This is a genomic window from uncultured Desulfovibrio sp., assembly GCF_944324935.1.
Classification (GTDB): Bacteria; Desulfobacterota; Desulfovibrionia; order Desulfovibrionales; family Desulfovibrionaceae; genus Desulfovibrio.
The window spans coordinates 29303-45654 of the sequence record NZ_CALUYG010000022.1; the positions used below are offsets into that span (position 1 = coordinate 29303).

The 16352-nt window shown below is 64.3% G+C and carries 13 protein-coding genes; 9 read left to right on the forward strand and 4 right to left on the reverse strand.

What is annotated here, in order from left to right; all coding sequences use genetic code 11:
• The first annotated feature begins 162 nt into the window (after window positions 1–162).
• Complete coding sequence (locus Q0J54_RS06755; protein WP_296304699.1) at window positions 163–645, forward strand: heme-binding protein; 483 nt, start codon at window positions 163–165, stop codon at window positions 643–645.
• Between the two features lie 39 nt (window positions 646–684).
• On the opposite strand, the gene Q0J54_RS06760 is transcribed toward Q0J54_RS06755, so the two are convergent.
• The 4 genes from Q0J54_RS06760 to Q0J54_RS06775 form a co-directional block, all read right to left on the reverse strand.
• Window positions 685–1365 (reverse strand): DNA-3-methyladenine glycosylase 2 family protein, encoded by a 681-nt coding sequence (locus Q0J54_RS06760; protein WP_296304700.1) that lies wholly within the window; start codon window positions 1363–1365, stop codon window positions 685–687.
• 381 nt (window positions 1366–1746) lie between these two features.
• On the reverse strand, window positions 1747–3132 hold the full coding sequence (locus Q0J54_RS06765; protein WP_296304701.1) for a PFL family protein: 1386 nt from the start codon (window positions 3130–3132) through the stop codon (window positions 1747–1749).
• 73 nt (window positions 3133–3205) lie between these two features.
• Entirely contained in the window at window positions 3206–3487 is a 282-nt protein-coding gene (locus Q0J54_RS06770; RefSeq protein WP_296304702.1) for a hypothetical protein, read from the reverse strand.
• A 557-nt stretch (window positions 3488–4044) separates the two neighbouring features.
• Window positions 4045–4608 (reverse strand): ACT domain-containing protein, encoded by a 564-nt coding sequence (locus Q0J54_RS06775; protein ID WP_296304703.1) that lies wholly within the window; start codon window positions 4606–4608, stop codon window positions 4045–4047.
• 276 nt (window positions 4609–4884) lie between these two features.
• Here Q0J54_RS06775 and lysS point away from each other — a divergent pair, with 276 nt between their 5' ends.
• The 8 genes from lysS (at window position 4885) to Q0J54_RS06815 (ending at window position 16099) form a co-directional block, all read left to right on the forward strand.
• Window positions 4885–6390: a lysine--tRNA ligase gene (gene lysS / locus Q0J54_RS06780; protein ID WP_296304712.1), complete on the forward strand. Its 1506-nt coding sequence runs from the start codon at window positions 4885–4887 to the stop codon at window positions 6388–6390.
• Window positions 6391–7626 carry a lipoprotein-releasing ABC transporter permease subunit gene (locus Q0J54_RS06785; RefSeq protein WP_296304704.1) on the forward strand — a complete coding sequence of 412 codons (1236 nt, stop codon included), beginning with the start codon at window positions 6391–6393 and terminating at the stop codon, window positions 7624–7626.
• A gap of 5 nt (window positions 7627–7631) precedes the next feature.
• Window positions 7632–8315 carry an ABC transporter ATP-binding protein gene (locus Q0J54_RS06790; protein WP_296304705.1) on the forward strand — a complete coding sequence of 228 codons (684 nt, stop codon included), beginning with the start codon at window positions 7632–7634 and terminating at the stop codon, window positions 8313–8315.
• A complete protein-coding gene (bamA, locus tag Q0J54_RS06795; protein ID WP_296304706.1) occupies window positions 8296–11058 on the forward strand; it encodes an outer membrane protein assembly factor BamA in 2763 nt (920 codons plus the stop codon). Before Q0J54_RS06790 ends, bamA begins: the two co-directional genes overlap by 20 nt.
• A gap of 349 nt (window positions 11059–11407) precedes the next feature.
• Window positions 11408–13705: an N-acetylmuramoyl-L-alanine amidase gene (locus tag Q0J54_RS06800; protein WP_296304707.1), complete on the forward strand. Its 2298-nt coding sequence runs from the start codon at window positions 11408–11410 to the stop codon at window positions 13703–13705.
• Window positions 13706–13823: 118 nt separating this feature from the next.
• A complete protein-coding gene (locus Q0J54_RS06805; protein WP_296304708.1) occupies window positions 13824–14357 on the forward strand; it encodes an OmpH family outer membrane protein in 534 nt (177 codons plus the stop codon).
• Between the two features lie 132 nt (window positions 14358–14489).
• A complete protein-coding gene (fabZ, locus tag Q0J54_RS06810) occupies window positions 14490–14951 on the forward strand; it encodes a 3-hydroxyacyl-ACP dehydratase FabZ (RefSeq protein WP_296304709.1) in 462 nt (153 codons plus the stop codon).
• Window positions 14951–16099 carry a glycosyltransferase gene (locus Q0J54_RS06815; RefSeq protein WP_296304710.1) on the forward strand — a complete coding sequence of 383 codons (1149 nt, stop codon included), beginning with the start codon at window positions 14951–14953 and terminating at the stop codon, window positions 16097–16099. Before fabZ ends, Q0J54_RS06815 begins: the two co-directional genes overlap by 1 nt.
• The last annotated feature ends 253 nt before the right edge of the window (window positions 16100–16352 follow it).

The following is a 16352-nucleotide window of genomic DNA, read 5'->3' on the forward strand; positions in this document are numbered from 1 at the left end:
CCTCCCGCTGCTCCTCCCGCTGCTGCTTACGCTTACCGCCTGCGGCAAATTCTCCGGGTTCCGAGCCGTCGCCTTCCGCTTGCTCCGCACCGTCGCCGGTGCTATGCTGAGGTCAGTCCCTCTCCGGCAATCCCGCCGCGAGGCACGCAAGGAGCAAACACCATGAAACGCGTACTGTTGCTGGCCCTCGGTCTTCTGCTGCTCACCTCCACCGCTTTTGCCAAGGATGTACAAAAACATCTGCCCGGCGACCTGACGCTGGACGAGGCCCGTACCGTCCTTGATGCGGCGCTTGTCAAGGCCCGCGCCCAGGGCGTGCCCATGAACATCGCCGTAGTTGACGCCGGCGGCAACCTCAAGGCCTTCGTCCGCCAGGACGGCGCCTTCATCGGCAGCATCGACGTCTCCACCAAGAAAGCCATCACCGCCCGCTACTTCAATATGTCCTCCGCCGAGCTCGGCGCTGCCGCCCAGCCCGGTAAGGAGCTCTACGGCATCGAGGCCACCAACGGCGGCCTGGTCATCTTCGGCGGCGGGGAGCTGCTCATCCGTAACAACGTCATCGTGGGCGCCATCGGCGTCAGCGGCGGCAGCGTAGCCGAGGACACCAATGTGGCCAAGGCCGGCGCGGCGGCCCTGAAGTAGGCCGCGCTCTTTCCTCCAGCCCCTTCGGCCCGTTCCGTCTCAGGCGGAGCGGGCCTTTTTGCCTGTGTCGCCGCGCTTCCCTCCCCGCTCCGCTTCCGCCGGATCCCGCAGCTCGGGCAGCGCCCCGCCCGCCACCGCCCACAAGTACAGTGAGGCCACACTCCCGTATGGCGAGAAACGCCGCCGGTAGCGTTCAAAGCGTTCCCGGTCGATGTGCCTGTGCCGGTACAGCATGCGCAGACCACGCCGGATGGCCAGATCATCAAAGCTGAACACGTCCTGCCGTTGCAGCGAGAACAGCAACAGCATCTCCGCCGTCCACACCCCCACGCCCCGCAGCTCCACCAGCACGGCGCAGACGGCGGCATCGTCCATCCCCCGCAGCGCCTCCACATCCAAGCGCCCGTCCGCCACGGCCTGCGCCGCCTCCCGGACGTATTCCACCTTGCGTCCCGACAGCCCGAGCGCTCGCAGCCCCTCCGGCTCGGCCGACAGCACGGCCGCCGGCGTGACCGCTCCCAGCGCCGCGCACAACCGCTGCCAGAGCGTACGTTGCACCGTCATGGAGACCTGCTGCCCCACAATGGCATGAACCAGCGCCGCGAACAGATCCGGCATCACCTCCCGCCGCAAAGGCCCCAGCCGCTCCATCACTTCCCCAAGCCGCTTGTCCCGCCGGGCCAGATACGCCACGGCCCCCTCGTCATAGGCAAAATACATGGATTGTCCCCCTTTTGGGGGAAGAAAGCTTTTGCGGGGGAAGGGAACCTTTGCAAAGGTTCCCCTCCCCCGCGCCCCCTCCCCTCGAAAACTTCACTCTGGTCGCTCGAAACGAGCGTACCGCGCCTGCCCCCACTTCGCCCGCCAGTCCCCCGGCGGCAGGCAAAAGGGAAGAGGCGGAGACGGAAGCGCCGAACAGCAGCGAAAAAACGACATCAGTACTGGGTGTGATACGCCTGACGGTAATGATGGAAAGCCGAGGCTCTGCGACAGCGCCCCATTGCCCTGGCAAAGCGCGCGGGGGAGGGATGGGGGGCGTGGGGGGAAGGGGACACCGCCCGCGCCAGGCGCGGGGTCCCCTTCCCCCCAAATACAGGCCCGCTAATTTTTCAGACTGTGGATAGGCGCTGGGATGCGGCCGCCGAGGTTGATGAAGCCGGAGGCGTCGCCGCGGGGGACGGGGATGATGGCGGCCTTGCCGAGCAGGCCGCCGAAGGAGACTTCCTCGCCCACGCCTTTGCCGGGAACGGGGATGACGCGTACGGCGGTGGTTTTGTGGTTGATCATGCCGATGGCCATTTCATCGGCGATGATGCCGGAAATGCTGCTGGCGGGGGTATCGCCGGGGATGGCGATCATGTCGAGGCCCACTGAGCAGACGCTGGTCATGGCTTCGAGCTTTTCGAGGCTGAGCAGGCCGGAGGTGGCGGCGGCCTCGATGCTGGAGTCTTCGGAGACGGGGATGAAGGCCCCGGACAGGCCGCCCACGGAGGAGGAGGCGAAGGCGCCGCCCTTTTTGACGGCGTCGTTGAGCATGGCCAGCACGGCGGTGGTGCCGGGCGCGCCGATGCTGGACAGGCCCACGGACTGGAAGATCTCGCCCACGCTGTCGCCCACGGCGGGGGTGGGGGCCAGCGAGAGGTCGGCCACGCCGAAGGGCAGGCCGAGGCGGTGGGCCACCTCGGTACCGATCATCTCGCCCACGCGGGTGACCTTGTAGGCGGTGCGCTTGATGACTTCGGCCACATCCAGCAGGGTCATGGGCTGTCCGCGGTCGTTGCGGCCGGTCTCCAGGGCGCGGTCGATGGCCTTTTTCACCACGCCGGGCCCGGAGACGCCCACATTGATCACCACGTCGGGCTCGCCCACGCCGAGATAGGCTCCGGCCATGAAGGGCACATCCTGCGGGATGTTGGCGAAGACCACGAGCTTGGCGCAGCCCAGGCCGCCGCGGTCGGCGGTCGCCTCGGCCACCTTGAGGATCTGACGGCCCATGAGGGCCACGGCGTCCATATTGATGCCGCTGCGCGAGGAGGCCACGTTGATGGAGGAGCAGATGCGGTCCGTGGAGGCCAGCGCTTCGGGCAGCGCTTCGATGAGCGCGCGGTCGCCCTTGGCGAAGCCTTTTTCCACCAGCGCGGAAAAGCCTCCCAGAAAGTCCACGCCCGCCTCCTTGGCGGCCTCGTCCAGCGCACGGCAGACGCGCACCATGCCGTCCGGGCCGAAGGGCGCGCCCACCACGGCGATGGGGCTGACGCTGATGCGCTTGTTGACCACGGGGATGCCGTATTTGTCGCCCACTTCATCGCAGACGCTCACGAGCTGGGCGGCATAACGGCGGATCTTGGCCCGCACGTTGTCGGTGAACAGTTGCAGGTCATGGCTCACGCAGTCGAAAAGGCTGACGCCGAGCGTGACGGTACGCACGTCAAGGTGTTCATTGCGGAGCATGTTCAGGGTACTGGTGACTTCGCGTTCGGAAAGCATAGGGTATCTCCAGAAAAAGCGCCACGGGGACGCCGTTGATTGCGGAATGAATAGGGACGACGTGCGGCCGGGATCACCAGACGAAGTCGGACAGATCGCGCATGGCCTGCCGCACGGCCTCGGTCGTGTCCGTCCCGTCGCCGGCGGCGGCCATGAGCAGGCAGAGGGCCTGGCCGTCGGCGGAGAGGGCGGCATGGCGTTTGGGCCCGGCCGTCCAGTGTCCGCCCTCCGGCGCAAGTTCTCCCCAGAAGGCCGCCAGGGCCGCCAGCAGTCCCGGCTTGTCCAGCCAGGCGGCGGAATACGGCAGGATGCCCGCCAGGAGTTTGCCCTCGGCGCTGCCCGGCAGCGAGCGCACATAGACCGTGCAGCGAGCTCCTCCTCCCTTCCCTGATCCTCGGGGGAAAACGCTCCCAGATAGCGGATAGGATCGACGGGCGGGGCCAGCAGTTCTCCCGGCACGGCAAAGGCGTCCGCGAAGGCGGCCAGCATGGGCGCGGCCTCCTGCCGCCGCCAGACCGATCCCGGCTGCCCGAGCAGGACGAAAAGCCCGGCCCCCTTCCCCTGCTTGCGGGGGGCAAGCAGGAGGAGTCCCTCCTCGCTGCCGCGGACGAGGGCATCCCCCAGGCGGCGGTAGCCTTCATCCGTGCTTGCGGCCAGGTCGATGTCTTCGGCGCAAACCATCAGGGCGAACAGCCCGTCCGTACGGGAATAGTGCCGACACCCCGCGAACACGCCCTCAGGCGCTTCGGCTGACGCCGTCCAGCCCTCGGGAGGGGCGACCTCCAGCGCGGCTGCCGGCGTGGAAGGCTGCTCACCTTCCGCTGTTGCGTCCGGCGCGGCCACGGCCGCAAGCGCCGGACAGGCGAGCCAGACGGCCAGCAAAAGCGGGGCGGCACATCGCATAGCGCGTCCTCAGAACGGGGCCACGCGGTGCACGGCCTCGAAAATGTCCCGATGCTGCACGCTCACGCGCAGATCATGCTTCTTGCCTTCCACCACCAGTTCACGGCGCAGGCGGCCAAGGTCCACATCCTCCGGCACCATGACTTCGAACACGAAGAGCGCATGGTTGGGCCCGCCCTCGCCGAGGATGGCCTTGAGGCTTTCGATATTGATGCTGTGCTGGGCGAATATGCGGCTCATGGCCGCGATCTGCCCGGTGTGGTCCGGCCCGTCCGCCGTCACCACGAACGGATCGCAGACAAGCCCCGTCCCCCACTGTCCCTCCACGGCGGGACGCACCAGCACGGACAGATCCTGCCCGGCGGCCTCCAGCCCGGTCAGCAGCATACGCCTCAGGCCTTCCTGTTCCAGCGTGTCGGGCGCCTGGACGATGAAGATGGCGGCAAACTCGCCGGACAGGATGGTCTGCGTCACTTCCACGATGTTGCAGCCGCTCTGGCCGAGGATCTGGCTTACCGTGGACACGGCTCCGGGGCAGTCGCGCCCCAGAAAGGAAATGCTCAATTTTTTCATCTGCGCCTCGCTCTGAGTAGTGGATGCCAAGGGCCGCACTATGGCGTATCACGGCAGGAAAGACAAGCCGGCGGCAAACGCCCGGCCGCCTGCGGCGACGCCCGGCCGGCGCGACGGCAGGTTCTTGACTGCCGCCGTGGCTTGGACTAGGCTGCTCCAGCAATTATTGACGCGTTTGCCGCGAGGAGATGTACCGTGGAAGATCGGGAAAAGAATCCGCAGAAGCCCAAGGTGAAGCTGAACACCAAGTCCGCCCATGCCGCGTACTTCCTGCCCATGCTGGAAGGACTTGCCAAACGCGACGACCTCAACGAGGTGGTCAAGAATCGCGTGGTAAAGGCCTGTGACCTGCTGGATGCGGGCGTGCCCCTTTTCCCCAACGACTTCCGCAAGGAGCACGCCATCGGCGAAGTGCTCGAGCAGTGCGGCGAGCTGGAGGGCGAGGCCCTGGAGCAGGCCGGGGACGTCTTCGCCCTGGCCGGGCGCATCGTGTCGCTGCGCAGTTTCGGCAAGGTGCTTTTCTTCCACCTTATGGATCAGAGCGGGCGCATCCAGTGCTACGCCAGCCGCGACGAGCTGCCGGCGGAGACCTTTGCCGTGGTCAAGAAGCTTGATGTGGGCGACATCGTCGGCGTTTCCGGGCACTTGTTCCGCACCAAGACCAACGAACTGACCATCGCCTGCCGCAGCCTCAAGCTCATCACCCGCTCCATGCGGCCCCTGCCGGAAAAATATCACGGTCTCAAAGATATGGAGACCCGCTACCGCCAGCGGTACGTCGATCTGACGGTCAACGAGCGGGCGCGGGACATTTTCCGCAAGCGCAGCCTCATCGTGAGCGAATTCCGTTCCTTCCTCCAGGAGAAGGGCTTCATGGAAGTGGAAACGCCCATGATGCAGCCGCTTGCCGGCGGCGCCACCGCGCGTCCCTTCATCACACACCACAATGCGCTCGATCTGCAACTCTACATGCGCATCGCGCCGGAGCTCTATCTCAAGCGCCTGCTGGTGGGCGGCTTTGAAAAGGTCTTCGAGCTCAACCGCAATTTCCGCAATGAAGGCATAGACACCCGCCATAACCCCGAATTCACCATGTGCGAATTCTACTGGGCCTATGCCACCTTCCGCGACCTCATGGATCTCACCGAAGAGCTCTTTGCCCGGCTGGCGCAAAAAGTCTGCGGCAGCACCGTCATCACCTATCAGGGGCAGGAGATCGACCTCACGCCCGGGCACTGGCAGCGCATGACCTTCCATGAATCGCTGGAAAAGGTGGGCGGCCACTCGCCCCAGTTCTATACCGACTACCACAAGGTCCGGGCCCATCTCACCGAACGCGGCGAAAAGGTCGCCGAGGGCGAGGAGCTGGGCAAGATGCAGGCCAAGCTTTTCGATCTGGACGTGGAGGAAAAGCTGGTACAGCCGCATTTCATCTACCATTACCCCACGGCCATCTCGCCCCTGTCGCGGCGCAATGACGAAAACCCGGACATCACTGACCGTTTCGAACTCTTTATGACCGGCAGGGAAATGGCCAACGCCTTCTCCGAACTCAACGACCCCATGGATCAGCGCAGCCGCTTCGAGGCGCAGGTCCGCGAAAAGGAAGCCGGGGACGACGAGGCGCACTGCATGGACGAGGACTACCTCCGCGCCCTCGAGTACGGCATGCCGCCCGCCGCCGGTCAGGGCGTCGGCATCGACCGGCTGGTGATGCTGCTGACGGACTCGGCCTCCATCCGCGAGGTCATCCTTTTCCCGCTGCTGCGGCCGGAGTATTAGGTGGGCCGATCCTCCTTCGCCTTTTTCGTGGCCCGGCGCTATCTGTTCTCGCGCCGCAAGCAGACCTTCATTTCGGTCATCTCGATCATGTCCATCCTGGGCGTGGCCCTGGGGGTCGGCGCACTGGTGGTCGTGCTGGGGGTCTACAACGGCCTGACCACCGACATGCGGGACAAGATCCTGGGGGCCAACGCCCACGGCATCATCATGTCCTACCAGCCGGCTGCCTTCCAGCGGCTGCCTGATCTGCGGGAACGGGCGCTGACCGTGCCGCATGTCACCGGCGCGACGCCGTTCATCTATACCGAGTGCATGATCTCCGCCAACGGCAGCGTCAAGGGCATCGTACTACGCGGTGTGGATCCGGCCACGGCGCCCGAGGTGGTCACCATGCTTGGCAAGCTGCGCCAGGGCGCGGTGAGCGATCTTGTGCGCGACGGCCTGCCGGGCATCATCATCGGCGATGAACTGGCCCGGCGGCTCGGCGTGGTGCTCGGCAGCCGGGTCAACCTGCTCACGCCCTCCGGCAAGAAGGGGGCCGTCGGCTACCAGCCGGACGTCAAGCCCTTTGTGGTGGTGGGAACCTTCAAGACCGGCATGTTCGAGTACGACTCCTCCCTGGCCTTCATTGCGCTGGACGTGGCCCGCAGCGTGCTGGGCCTGCCCGACGGCTACCTGACCGGCATCGAGATCACGGTGGACGATCTCTTTCGCGCCGACGTCATCGCCAACGATCTGGCCGACGAACTGGGCAGCCCTTTCTATGTCCGGCACTGGATGGAGATGAACGCCAACCTCTTTGCCGCGCTCAAGCTGGAAAAGGTCGGCATGTTCATCCTGCTGGCCATGGTGGTGCTCATCGGCTCCTTTTCCATCGTTACCTCGCTGGTCATGCTGGTCATGGAAAAGACGCGCGATATCGCCATAATGATGTCCATGGGCGCCACCAGCCGCATGATCCGCAACATCTTCATGCTCCAGGGGACCATCATCGGCCTGGTCGGCACGCTGCTGGGCTACGGCATGGGGCTCACCCTGGGCTGGGCCCTGCGCAAGTACCGCTTCATCAAGCTGCCGGAAAACGTCTACACGCTCGACCATCTGCCCATCATCATCACCGTCCCCGACGTGCTCATCGTGGGGGCCAGCGCCATGCTGCTCTGCTTCCTGGCCACTCTCTACCCGGCGCGGCAGGCCGCCCGGCTCGTTCCGGCCGACGCGCTGCGCTACGAATAACCGCCATGTCCGAACTCTACCGATTCCATGATGTGAGCAAACATTTCGACGGGCCTGAAAATCTAGAGATTTTCAAGAATATCAATATGGTAATTGATGAAGGAGAATCTCTGGCCATTGTAGGGGCCTCGGGCTCGGGCAAGTCGACCCTCTTGCATCTTATGGGAGCTCTTGATACTCCCTCCTCTGGACACGTCTGCTTTGACGGTAAAGACCTGGCCAGCATGGACGCGGACGCGAAAGCCCGCTTTCGCAATACGTCGCTGGGCTTCGTCTTTCAATTCCATCATCTGCTGCCGGAATTTACGGCGGTGGAAAATGTGGCGATGCCCGCTTTCATAGCCGGGCGTCGCCATGCCGATGTGCTGCCGCTCGCTCGGGAAATGCTGGAGAGGGTCGGGCTTTCGCACCGGATGCAGAGCCCCGTCGCCACCATGTCCGGCGGCGAACGACAGCGCGTGGCCATTGCGCGCGCCATCCTCATGCGCCCACGGGTCCTGCTGGCCGACGAGCCTACGGGAAATCTGGATGAGCATACCGGAGCGCAGGTCGGCGAGCTGCTGACCACGCTGAACAAGGAACTGGGCATGACGCTCGTGGTGGTCACGCACAATACGGATCTGGCCGCTGCCATGCACCGCAGTTTGGAACTCAGAGCGGGGATATTGTATGAAAAAGTGTTTGCATAGGCTCGCCTTCCTTTTCCTTTTGCCGACGCTGCTGCTGACGTGCGCGTTCACGGCGGCCCGGGCCGCCGGACAGACGGTACTCGTCCTTCCGTTCCAGGCCAATGCCGGCCCGGAAATGCCCAATGCCTCCCGGGATGTGCCCCAGCTCATTTGTGACCAGCTGGCGCAAAACGGCCTCACCCCCATCCCCATGGACAAAGCCCGCGGCCTGCTGGCCCGGGGCGGCAACGGCAGCATAGACCTTGCCGAAGCCAGACGCCTGGGCCGCATGGCCGGCGCCGATCTGGTGGTATACGGCAATTTCAATCAGCTTGGCTCAGGATTCAGCATGGATACCCGCCTTGTCCCCGTGAAGGAGGGGCAGGCTGTCCCGGCCCGCTTCGAGCGGGATTCCCTCCTTGCGCTCGCCGAATGCGCCAGCGATCTGGCCGGGCGGGCCGCCAGTGTCATGGGCGCCGGTGAGGCGTCCGCGCCGGCCGCCACCCCCCTTGCCGCACCGGCCGCTGGCAGGACGCCGAGCTTCGTGCCCATGCAGGGCTCGGCCAAGGGGCTTGCCGATGTGCAGGTACGCGGGCTCCAGGTCATGGATCCGGACGTGGTGCTGACCCGGCTGACCATCCGCCGCGGCGACAGTCCGGATGCCGACGCCATCAACGAGGAAGTCAAGCGCATCTGGGAAATGGGCTACTTCAACGACGTACAGGCGACGCTGGAAGGCAATGTGCTCGTCTTCACGGTCAGCGAGAAGCCCCGCATCGAAAACATCATCGTCGAAGGTTCCGATGCCGTGGACGCCGACGACGTTTTGGCGGCAATGGGGACCCGCAGCGGCAATGTGCTCAATGAGCAGCTCATTTCCGACGACCTCCAGAAGATCAACGAACTCTACCGCAAGGAAGGCTACTACCTGGCCAAGGCCTCCTACCGGCTGGACTCCCGGCAGGGCGGCAAGGGCGCCGTCCTCGTCATCACCGTTGACGAGGGCAACAAGCTCTACATCAAGGAAGTCAAGATCGACGGCATCAAGGAGCTGGATCGCAGCGGCCTCGACAAGTACCTTGCCCTGCGCCCGCGCACCATCCTCTCCTGGTTCACCGGCACCGGCGTGCTCAAGGACGAATACATCGAGCGCGACACCAACGCCATCGCCGCCTATGGTCTGAGCCAGGGCTTTGTGGACATCCAGGTGGCCGCGCCCGACATCCAGTACAAGGATGACGGCATTTACATCACCTTCCTCGTCAACGAGGGGCCGCGCTACAAGGTGCGCGACGTCAAGTTCGGCGGGGATGTCATCGATACCGAAGAAGCCATGCTCGCTCAGGTGGAGATGGACAACTGGCGCGACGAGAACGATTATTTCTCCGTGACCGTCATGCAGGAGGACACCAAGCGCCTGACCAACTACTATGCTGATCAGGGCTATGCCTTTGCCGAAGTGGACACCCGCATCCTCAAGGTGGACGGCGATGCTCCCCTCGTGGATGTGGGCTATCAGATCAGCAAGAAGCAGAAGGTCTTCATCCGGCGGCTCATCGTCGAGGGCAACGTCAAGACGCGCGACAACGTCATCCTCCGCGAAATGCGCCTGGGCGACGGCGACATGTACGACGGGGCCAAGCTGCGGCGCTCCACCGAACGTCTCAACCGCCTGCGCTACTTCTCCGCCGTGGACACGGAACTCGTGCCCACCGGCAAGGATGATGAAGTCGACCTCAAGGTCAAGGTCAACGAGACCAATACCGGCGCGCTCATGGGCGGCATCGGCTATTCGACCTATTATGATGTGGGCGTTTCCGCCTCCATCATGGAGCGCAACCTCTTCGGCCGCGGCTACTGGCTGCAACTGCAGGGCTTTTTCTCCTGGCGGCGCACCTCCGGCATTCTCTCCTTCACCAATCCCCGCGTCTACGACACGGACCTCAGCATCGGCAACGACCTGTACTACGTCCGTGACTACTGGGACGACTTCACCAAGGAAACGCTGGGCGACACCATCAACTTCTCCTACCCGCTGGGCGAATACACCTCCGTGGGCGTAGGCTACCGGCTGGAACGCTACTACCTGTCGGATGTGGGCGACGATGCCTCACCCTACATCACCGACTACACGGGCTATAACTGGACCAGCGCCATCAATGCCCGCATCCTGCGCGACACCACCGACGCCCGCGACAGGCCCACCAAGGGGACCATCGCCCGCCTCTGGGCCGAATACGGCGGCGGCGGTCTCGGCGGTACGGACAACTTCATCAAGGCCGTGGCCGACTGGCAGGGCTTCTGGTCGTTCAATCCCGAGAACACCATCCACCTGCGGGCCCGTGTCGGCGGCGTCTTCCAGAATACGGACAGTCGCGTCCCCGTCTTTGAACGCTTCTGGGTCGGCGGCATGGAGACCATCCGCGGCTACTCCTACTCCGACCTTTCGCCCCGCGACTACAAGTACGGCGGCGACCAGATCGGCGGCGACCGCATGGGCGTGGTGAACCTCGAATACGTCTGGACTTTCCAGAAGGATATGGGGCTTGCGCTCGTGCCCTTTGTGGACGCCGGCTTCAATATCGACTCCAAGACGCAGTCCGACGAGCTGTACGACAAGATCGTCTACTCCGCCGGTCTGGAGCTGCGCTGGCGCTCGCCTATGGGCGATCTGCGCATCGCCTACGGCATCCCGCTCAGCAAGGACTACGACAATGAGCGCGAACCCGGGCGACTGGAGTTCAGTATGGGGCAGTTCTTCTGATCTGTTCCCACAGGCTATCTTCAAGGCGTCCTCTTCGGAGGGCGCCTTTTTTATTTCTTTATTTCTTCTGCACAAGAGAAGCGAACGACTGCGAAAAACGATATAAAAAAGATAAAACATCATTGTGTATATTCCATGATGCAGAAGCATGCTTTTTATCATTACCGCGTATACTTTTTTTAGAGCATTTCTAAAAAAATAATCCTTGCCAAAAAATTTCCCAACGACTACGTATAGAATACGAAAGAAATACGAGCATACTCCTGATCCTTGCCTCCCCCCTGCAACCGCATGCAAGGCATCCGTGGAGAGACAACGCCGGTTTCGTCCGGCCGCGCGGGAAATGAGAATGGCAAAGCGAATCAAGACTTCCGAAAAGGTGGGAACCGGGACGAGCGCCCTGCGCCGTCTTGCGCCGCCTCTGGCCTTCATGCTGGCTCTTTTCGCTCTGGTCGTGCTCTGCTATGATGCCGGATACTCGGCGCTCCCGCCCACGGAAAAGCGCTATGCGGACGCCAAGGCCGGCGTCGAACGTCTGAAACTGGACGAAAAGCGCTCCATGCAGCGGGAACCCTGGGAAAAGCTGGCACAGGAATTTGGCGACATCTACCGCAGCGATGCGGACTGGCCCAACCGGGCCGCCGCGCTCTTCAGGGCCGGTGAGAGTCTTGAGCAGCTGGCGCGGCGCTCCTTCACCCGCAAGGATGCCCAGCGCGCCGTGGACTGCTACGAAGAGCTCGCGCTCAAGCACGCCGACAGCCGCCTTGCCGACGACGCCCTGTTTCGCGCAGCCCTGCTGACGGCTTCCTACCTCAAGGACGACAAGGCGGCGCTGAACCTGCTGGACCGACTTGAACGGCAGTACCCTCGCGGCGACATGCGCCCCCAGGCTCGGGAACTGCGCCGCAACCTGGCGGCCAGCCTCGCCGAAACGGGGCCGGCGGCGCAAGCGGCCCCGGCAGCCGCGGAACAGCCCGTCCCCGAAGCCGACATCCCCGACGTCAGTCCGGCCCGGCGTCCGCAGGCCGTCTACCAGCAGGCCAAGGCGGATATGGACGCCCTGCGCAAGGACAAGAAGCGCGCCTGCTGGCGCGAACCGTGGGAAAAGCTCGAAAAGCGCTTCCTGTCGGTGCATGCCGCCAAGCCTTCGCCGGCCATTGCCGCGGGTGCGCTCTATCGCGCGGCCGCCTGCCGCGAAGCGCTGGCCCGCTGCTCCCACCTTGACAGGGAGTTTCGTCAGGCCGTCGCCCTCTACGTCGCCGTGCGCGAACGCTATCCCAACAGCGCGCTGGCCGATGACGCGCTGTATCAGGCGGCACTGCTGTCCGCCAGAGAGCTGGACGACGACGGGGCCGCGCGGGATCTCCTTGCCGCCCAGCTCAAGGACTATCCCCGGGGCGACATGGCCGCGAAGGGGCGCGAACTGCGGGCGGAACTTGCGGGCGGCCCCTCTCGGGGAAAGTCCGTGCAGGCGGCGCGCCCGGTGACGCCGGAGTTGCAGATGCTTTCCTGGGACTCGACGGGCAAGGACAGCGTCGAGGTGGTGCTGGAGCTGAACGCTTCCACGACATATGATACCCGCCTGGTCCGCGGCAGCAAGACCCGCCCCGCGCGCCTTGTGCTCCGCCTCAAGGATACCGCCATTGCCGAGGATGTGCGTAAGGGCGTCAAGGTCAACGGCAGCCTGCTCCAGAACATCGCGGTGAAGAAGCTGAAGGAAGACGCTCAGGTGGAGCTCTCCTTCCGCGAGGTCGCCCGCTTCGATACGGACTCGGAAGAGAATCCCAGCCGCATCGTCGTTCGCGTCACCGCCGGCAAGAACCGGCTCCCCCGCGCGGAAAAGGGAGACGTGGACGTGGCCGAGGCGACACGACCGAATCGGCGCATCAGCACCCGGCAAGTGGCCGACATGGCCAGCCAGCTCGGCCTGAGCGTACAGCGCGTCTTCATCGACGCCGGCCACGGCGGGCGGGATCCGGGGACCAGCCACAACAAGGTGGTGGAACGCATCATCACCCTTGACATTGCCCTGCGCCTCGGCCGCCTGCTGGAAGCCAACGGCCTGGACGTGGTCTACAGCCGCAAGGACGACCGGGCCGTGGGCCTCAGCCAGCGGACGGCGACGGCCAACCGCAGGGAATGCGACCTTTTCGTCTCCATCCATGTCAATGCCAACGAGGACCGCAGCGTGCATGGGCTGGAGACCTACTACCTCGATTTCGCCAGCAACCAGCACGCCGCCCGGGTGGCGGCGCTGGAAAACGCCCGCAGCGAGCGCCGTCTCGGCAACATGCAGAGCATGCTTGCCGATCTCATGCTGTCAGCTCGCGTGGACGAATCACGCCGTCTGGCGTCGGACATCCAGCGCCTGTCTCTCTTCCGCCTCAAGCGCCGGGGCTACACTGTCCGCAACAACGGCACCAAGTCCGCGCCGTTCCATGTACTGCTTGGCGCCAACATGCCTGCCGTTCTCGTGGAAGTGGGCTACTGCACGCATGGGCAGGAGGCGAAACGCCTGCTGGATGCCAAGTACCGGCATGCGCTGGCCGAAGGGCTGGCCGAAGGCATCCTTGCCTACCGGGACAGGCTTTCCAAGCGCCGCACCGCACAGAATTCATTGACGGGCGATACGTCTGGTGCTATGTGATAGGCGCGCCGAACGCGGCCGCTCAGGCGGCGGTTACGGCCAGCGCACAGCGCCCGAAGGCGATGCTGCCGCGGATACCTGACCCATAATGTCCGACTACCGAAATGGAGTATTTCCCATGCGTAAAGTTCTGCTTCTGACCCTTGCCCTGAGCCTGATGCTGGCTGGCGCCGCCTTTGCCGCCGACGCGGCTGCGCCGCTGACTCCCAAGATCGGCGTCGTGGATATGCAGGCCGTCGCCACCCAGAGCGAGCCCGCCAAGGCTGCCAAGGAAAAGATGGAAAAGCAGTTCGGCAAGGAACGCGAATCCCTCGAAAAGCAGGGCGAGGCGCTCAAGAAGAAGGCCGAAGACCTCAAGGGGCCCAAGGCCAGCGAAGAAAAGAAGCTGGCGTTCATCAAGTCCAAGCAGGAACTTGATCAGAAGACCCGTAATTTCATGCGCAAGGTGGAGCAGGAAGAAGTCAAGCTGCGCCAGGATATGGTGACCATGGTGTTCAATGCCACCTATGAAGTGGCCAAGCGCAAGGGCTTCACCTTTGTGGTGGACATCACCGCCGGCGGCGTCCTCTATGCCGATCAGAGCATGGATCTGACCCCCGACGTGCTGGCTGAAGTCAACAAGATCTTCAAGGAAAAGGGCGACAAGAAGTAAGCCCCACCGCCAGAAAGCAAGATGACCCGGCCTCGTGCCGGGTTTTTTTGTGAGTGACGGCAGACAGCCCTTGTGCCCCGGTACGTCACAGGCTAAGGTGAACGAATCACCGTCTCACGAAAAGGAGATCACATGTCTCAGGAAACGCCCATAAGCATGGACATCCAGCGCATCCAGGCCATCCTCCCTCACCGTTACCCCTTCCTGCTGGTGGATCGGGTGGTGGAGTGCGTTCCCGGTTCGCACATCCGGGCGTATAAAAACGTCACCATGAATGAACCCTTTTTCCAGGGCCATTTCCCGGGCGTGCCCATCATGCCCGGCGTGCTCATCCTCGAGGCGCTGGCGCAGACCGGCGGCCTGCTGGCCGCGGCGGGCATGGGCGACCTCACGGACAAGCTCTTCCTCTTCACCGGGCTGGACGGGGTCAAGTTCCGCCGGCAGGTCGTCCCGGGGGACAGACTCGATCTGGAATGCGCCAATCTGCGTATGAAGCTACGCATGTGCAAGATGGACGCCAAAGCCTACGTTGACGGCAAGCTGGCCGCCGAAGCCCAGATCACCGCCGCCATCGGCGACCGCCCTGCCGCCTGATGCGCGTCGCCCTCGTCCATTACTGGCTCGCCGTCATGGGAGGTGGCGAGAAGGTGCTGGAGGCCATCTGCCGCCTCTACCCGGAGGCCGACATCTACACGCATGTGCTGCGGCCGGAAAACCTGCCGCCGGAGCTGCGCCGGCACGCCATCCGCACCACCTTCATCAATGCCCTGCCCGGCAGCGCGCGGCATTATCAGAAGTATCTGCCCCTCATGCCGCTGGCCCTGGAACAGCTGGATCTGACGGGATATGACCTCGTCATCTCCAGTGAATCCGGGCCGGCCAAGGGCGTCATCACCCGCCCGGACGCCCTGCATCTGTGCTACTGTCATTCGCCCATGCGCTATCTCTGGGACAACTGGCCCGTCTACCAGGTGAACGCGGGCCGCTTTACCCGGCTGTGCTCACGCTTCCTGCTGCCCCGCCTGCGGCAGTGGGATGTCCTCAGCGCCATGCGCGTTGACCGCATCGTGGCCAACTCCCGGCATGTGGCCCGGCGCATCCGCAAATACTGGCGGCGCGAGGCCCATGTCGTCCATCCCCCGGTGGATACGCAGGCCTACGCCCCCCGCGCGCAGGCCGGAGGGGAGCACTATCTCTGCTTTGGACGTCTCACGCATTACAAGCGGGTGGATCTGGCCATCGAGGCCTGTAACCGGCTGGGCCGTCAGCTGCTGATCATCGGCGACGGCGAGGAACGGCGGCGGCTGGAAGCCCTGGCGGGGCCGACCGTCCGCTTTCTGGGCCGGCTCGACGATGCCGAGGTGCGTGCGCTGCTCGCCAGGAGCCGGGCGCTGCTCTTTCCCGGCGAAGAGGATTTCGGCATCATCCCCGTTGAGGCCATGTCGGCCGGCGTCCCCGTCATCGCCTACGGGCGGGGCGGCGCGCGGGAGACCGTCCAGGAGGGCCTGACCGGGCTGCTGTTCGACGAGCAGCGCGCCGACTGCCTGCAAGCGGCCATCCTGCGCTTCGAGGCGCTGGAGGAGTCCTTCTCGCCCTCCGTGCTGCACGCACACGCCGAGGAGTTTTCCGAAGCGCGCTTCGCGCAAGCCTTCCGCAGCGAAGTGGAGCGGGGTTTTGCCGAGCTGGAGAGCCGGCCCGCGCACGACGCGGACGGCGACACTGACGGGCGTCGCAGCGCTTAGGGCTGTTGGCCCTGTCCGTGCCGGGCGGAAGGGAAAGCCCTCCGCTGGTGTCGATGCCCGTAAGGCTCTTCGCCGCAAGAGCGAAGGGCACAAGGCTGCCCCACGCCCGGGTGCGGGCGGTGCGCGCGGAGCCGATCTCCCTTTTGCAATACGGTGTGGGATGTGTGCCGGCAGGTCCTAGGGGCTGTTTCTAAAAAAGCTGGACATCTTGAATGACTCCTGCTTTCCTGTTTGTTATGAGCAGACATGACAT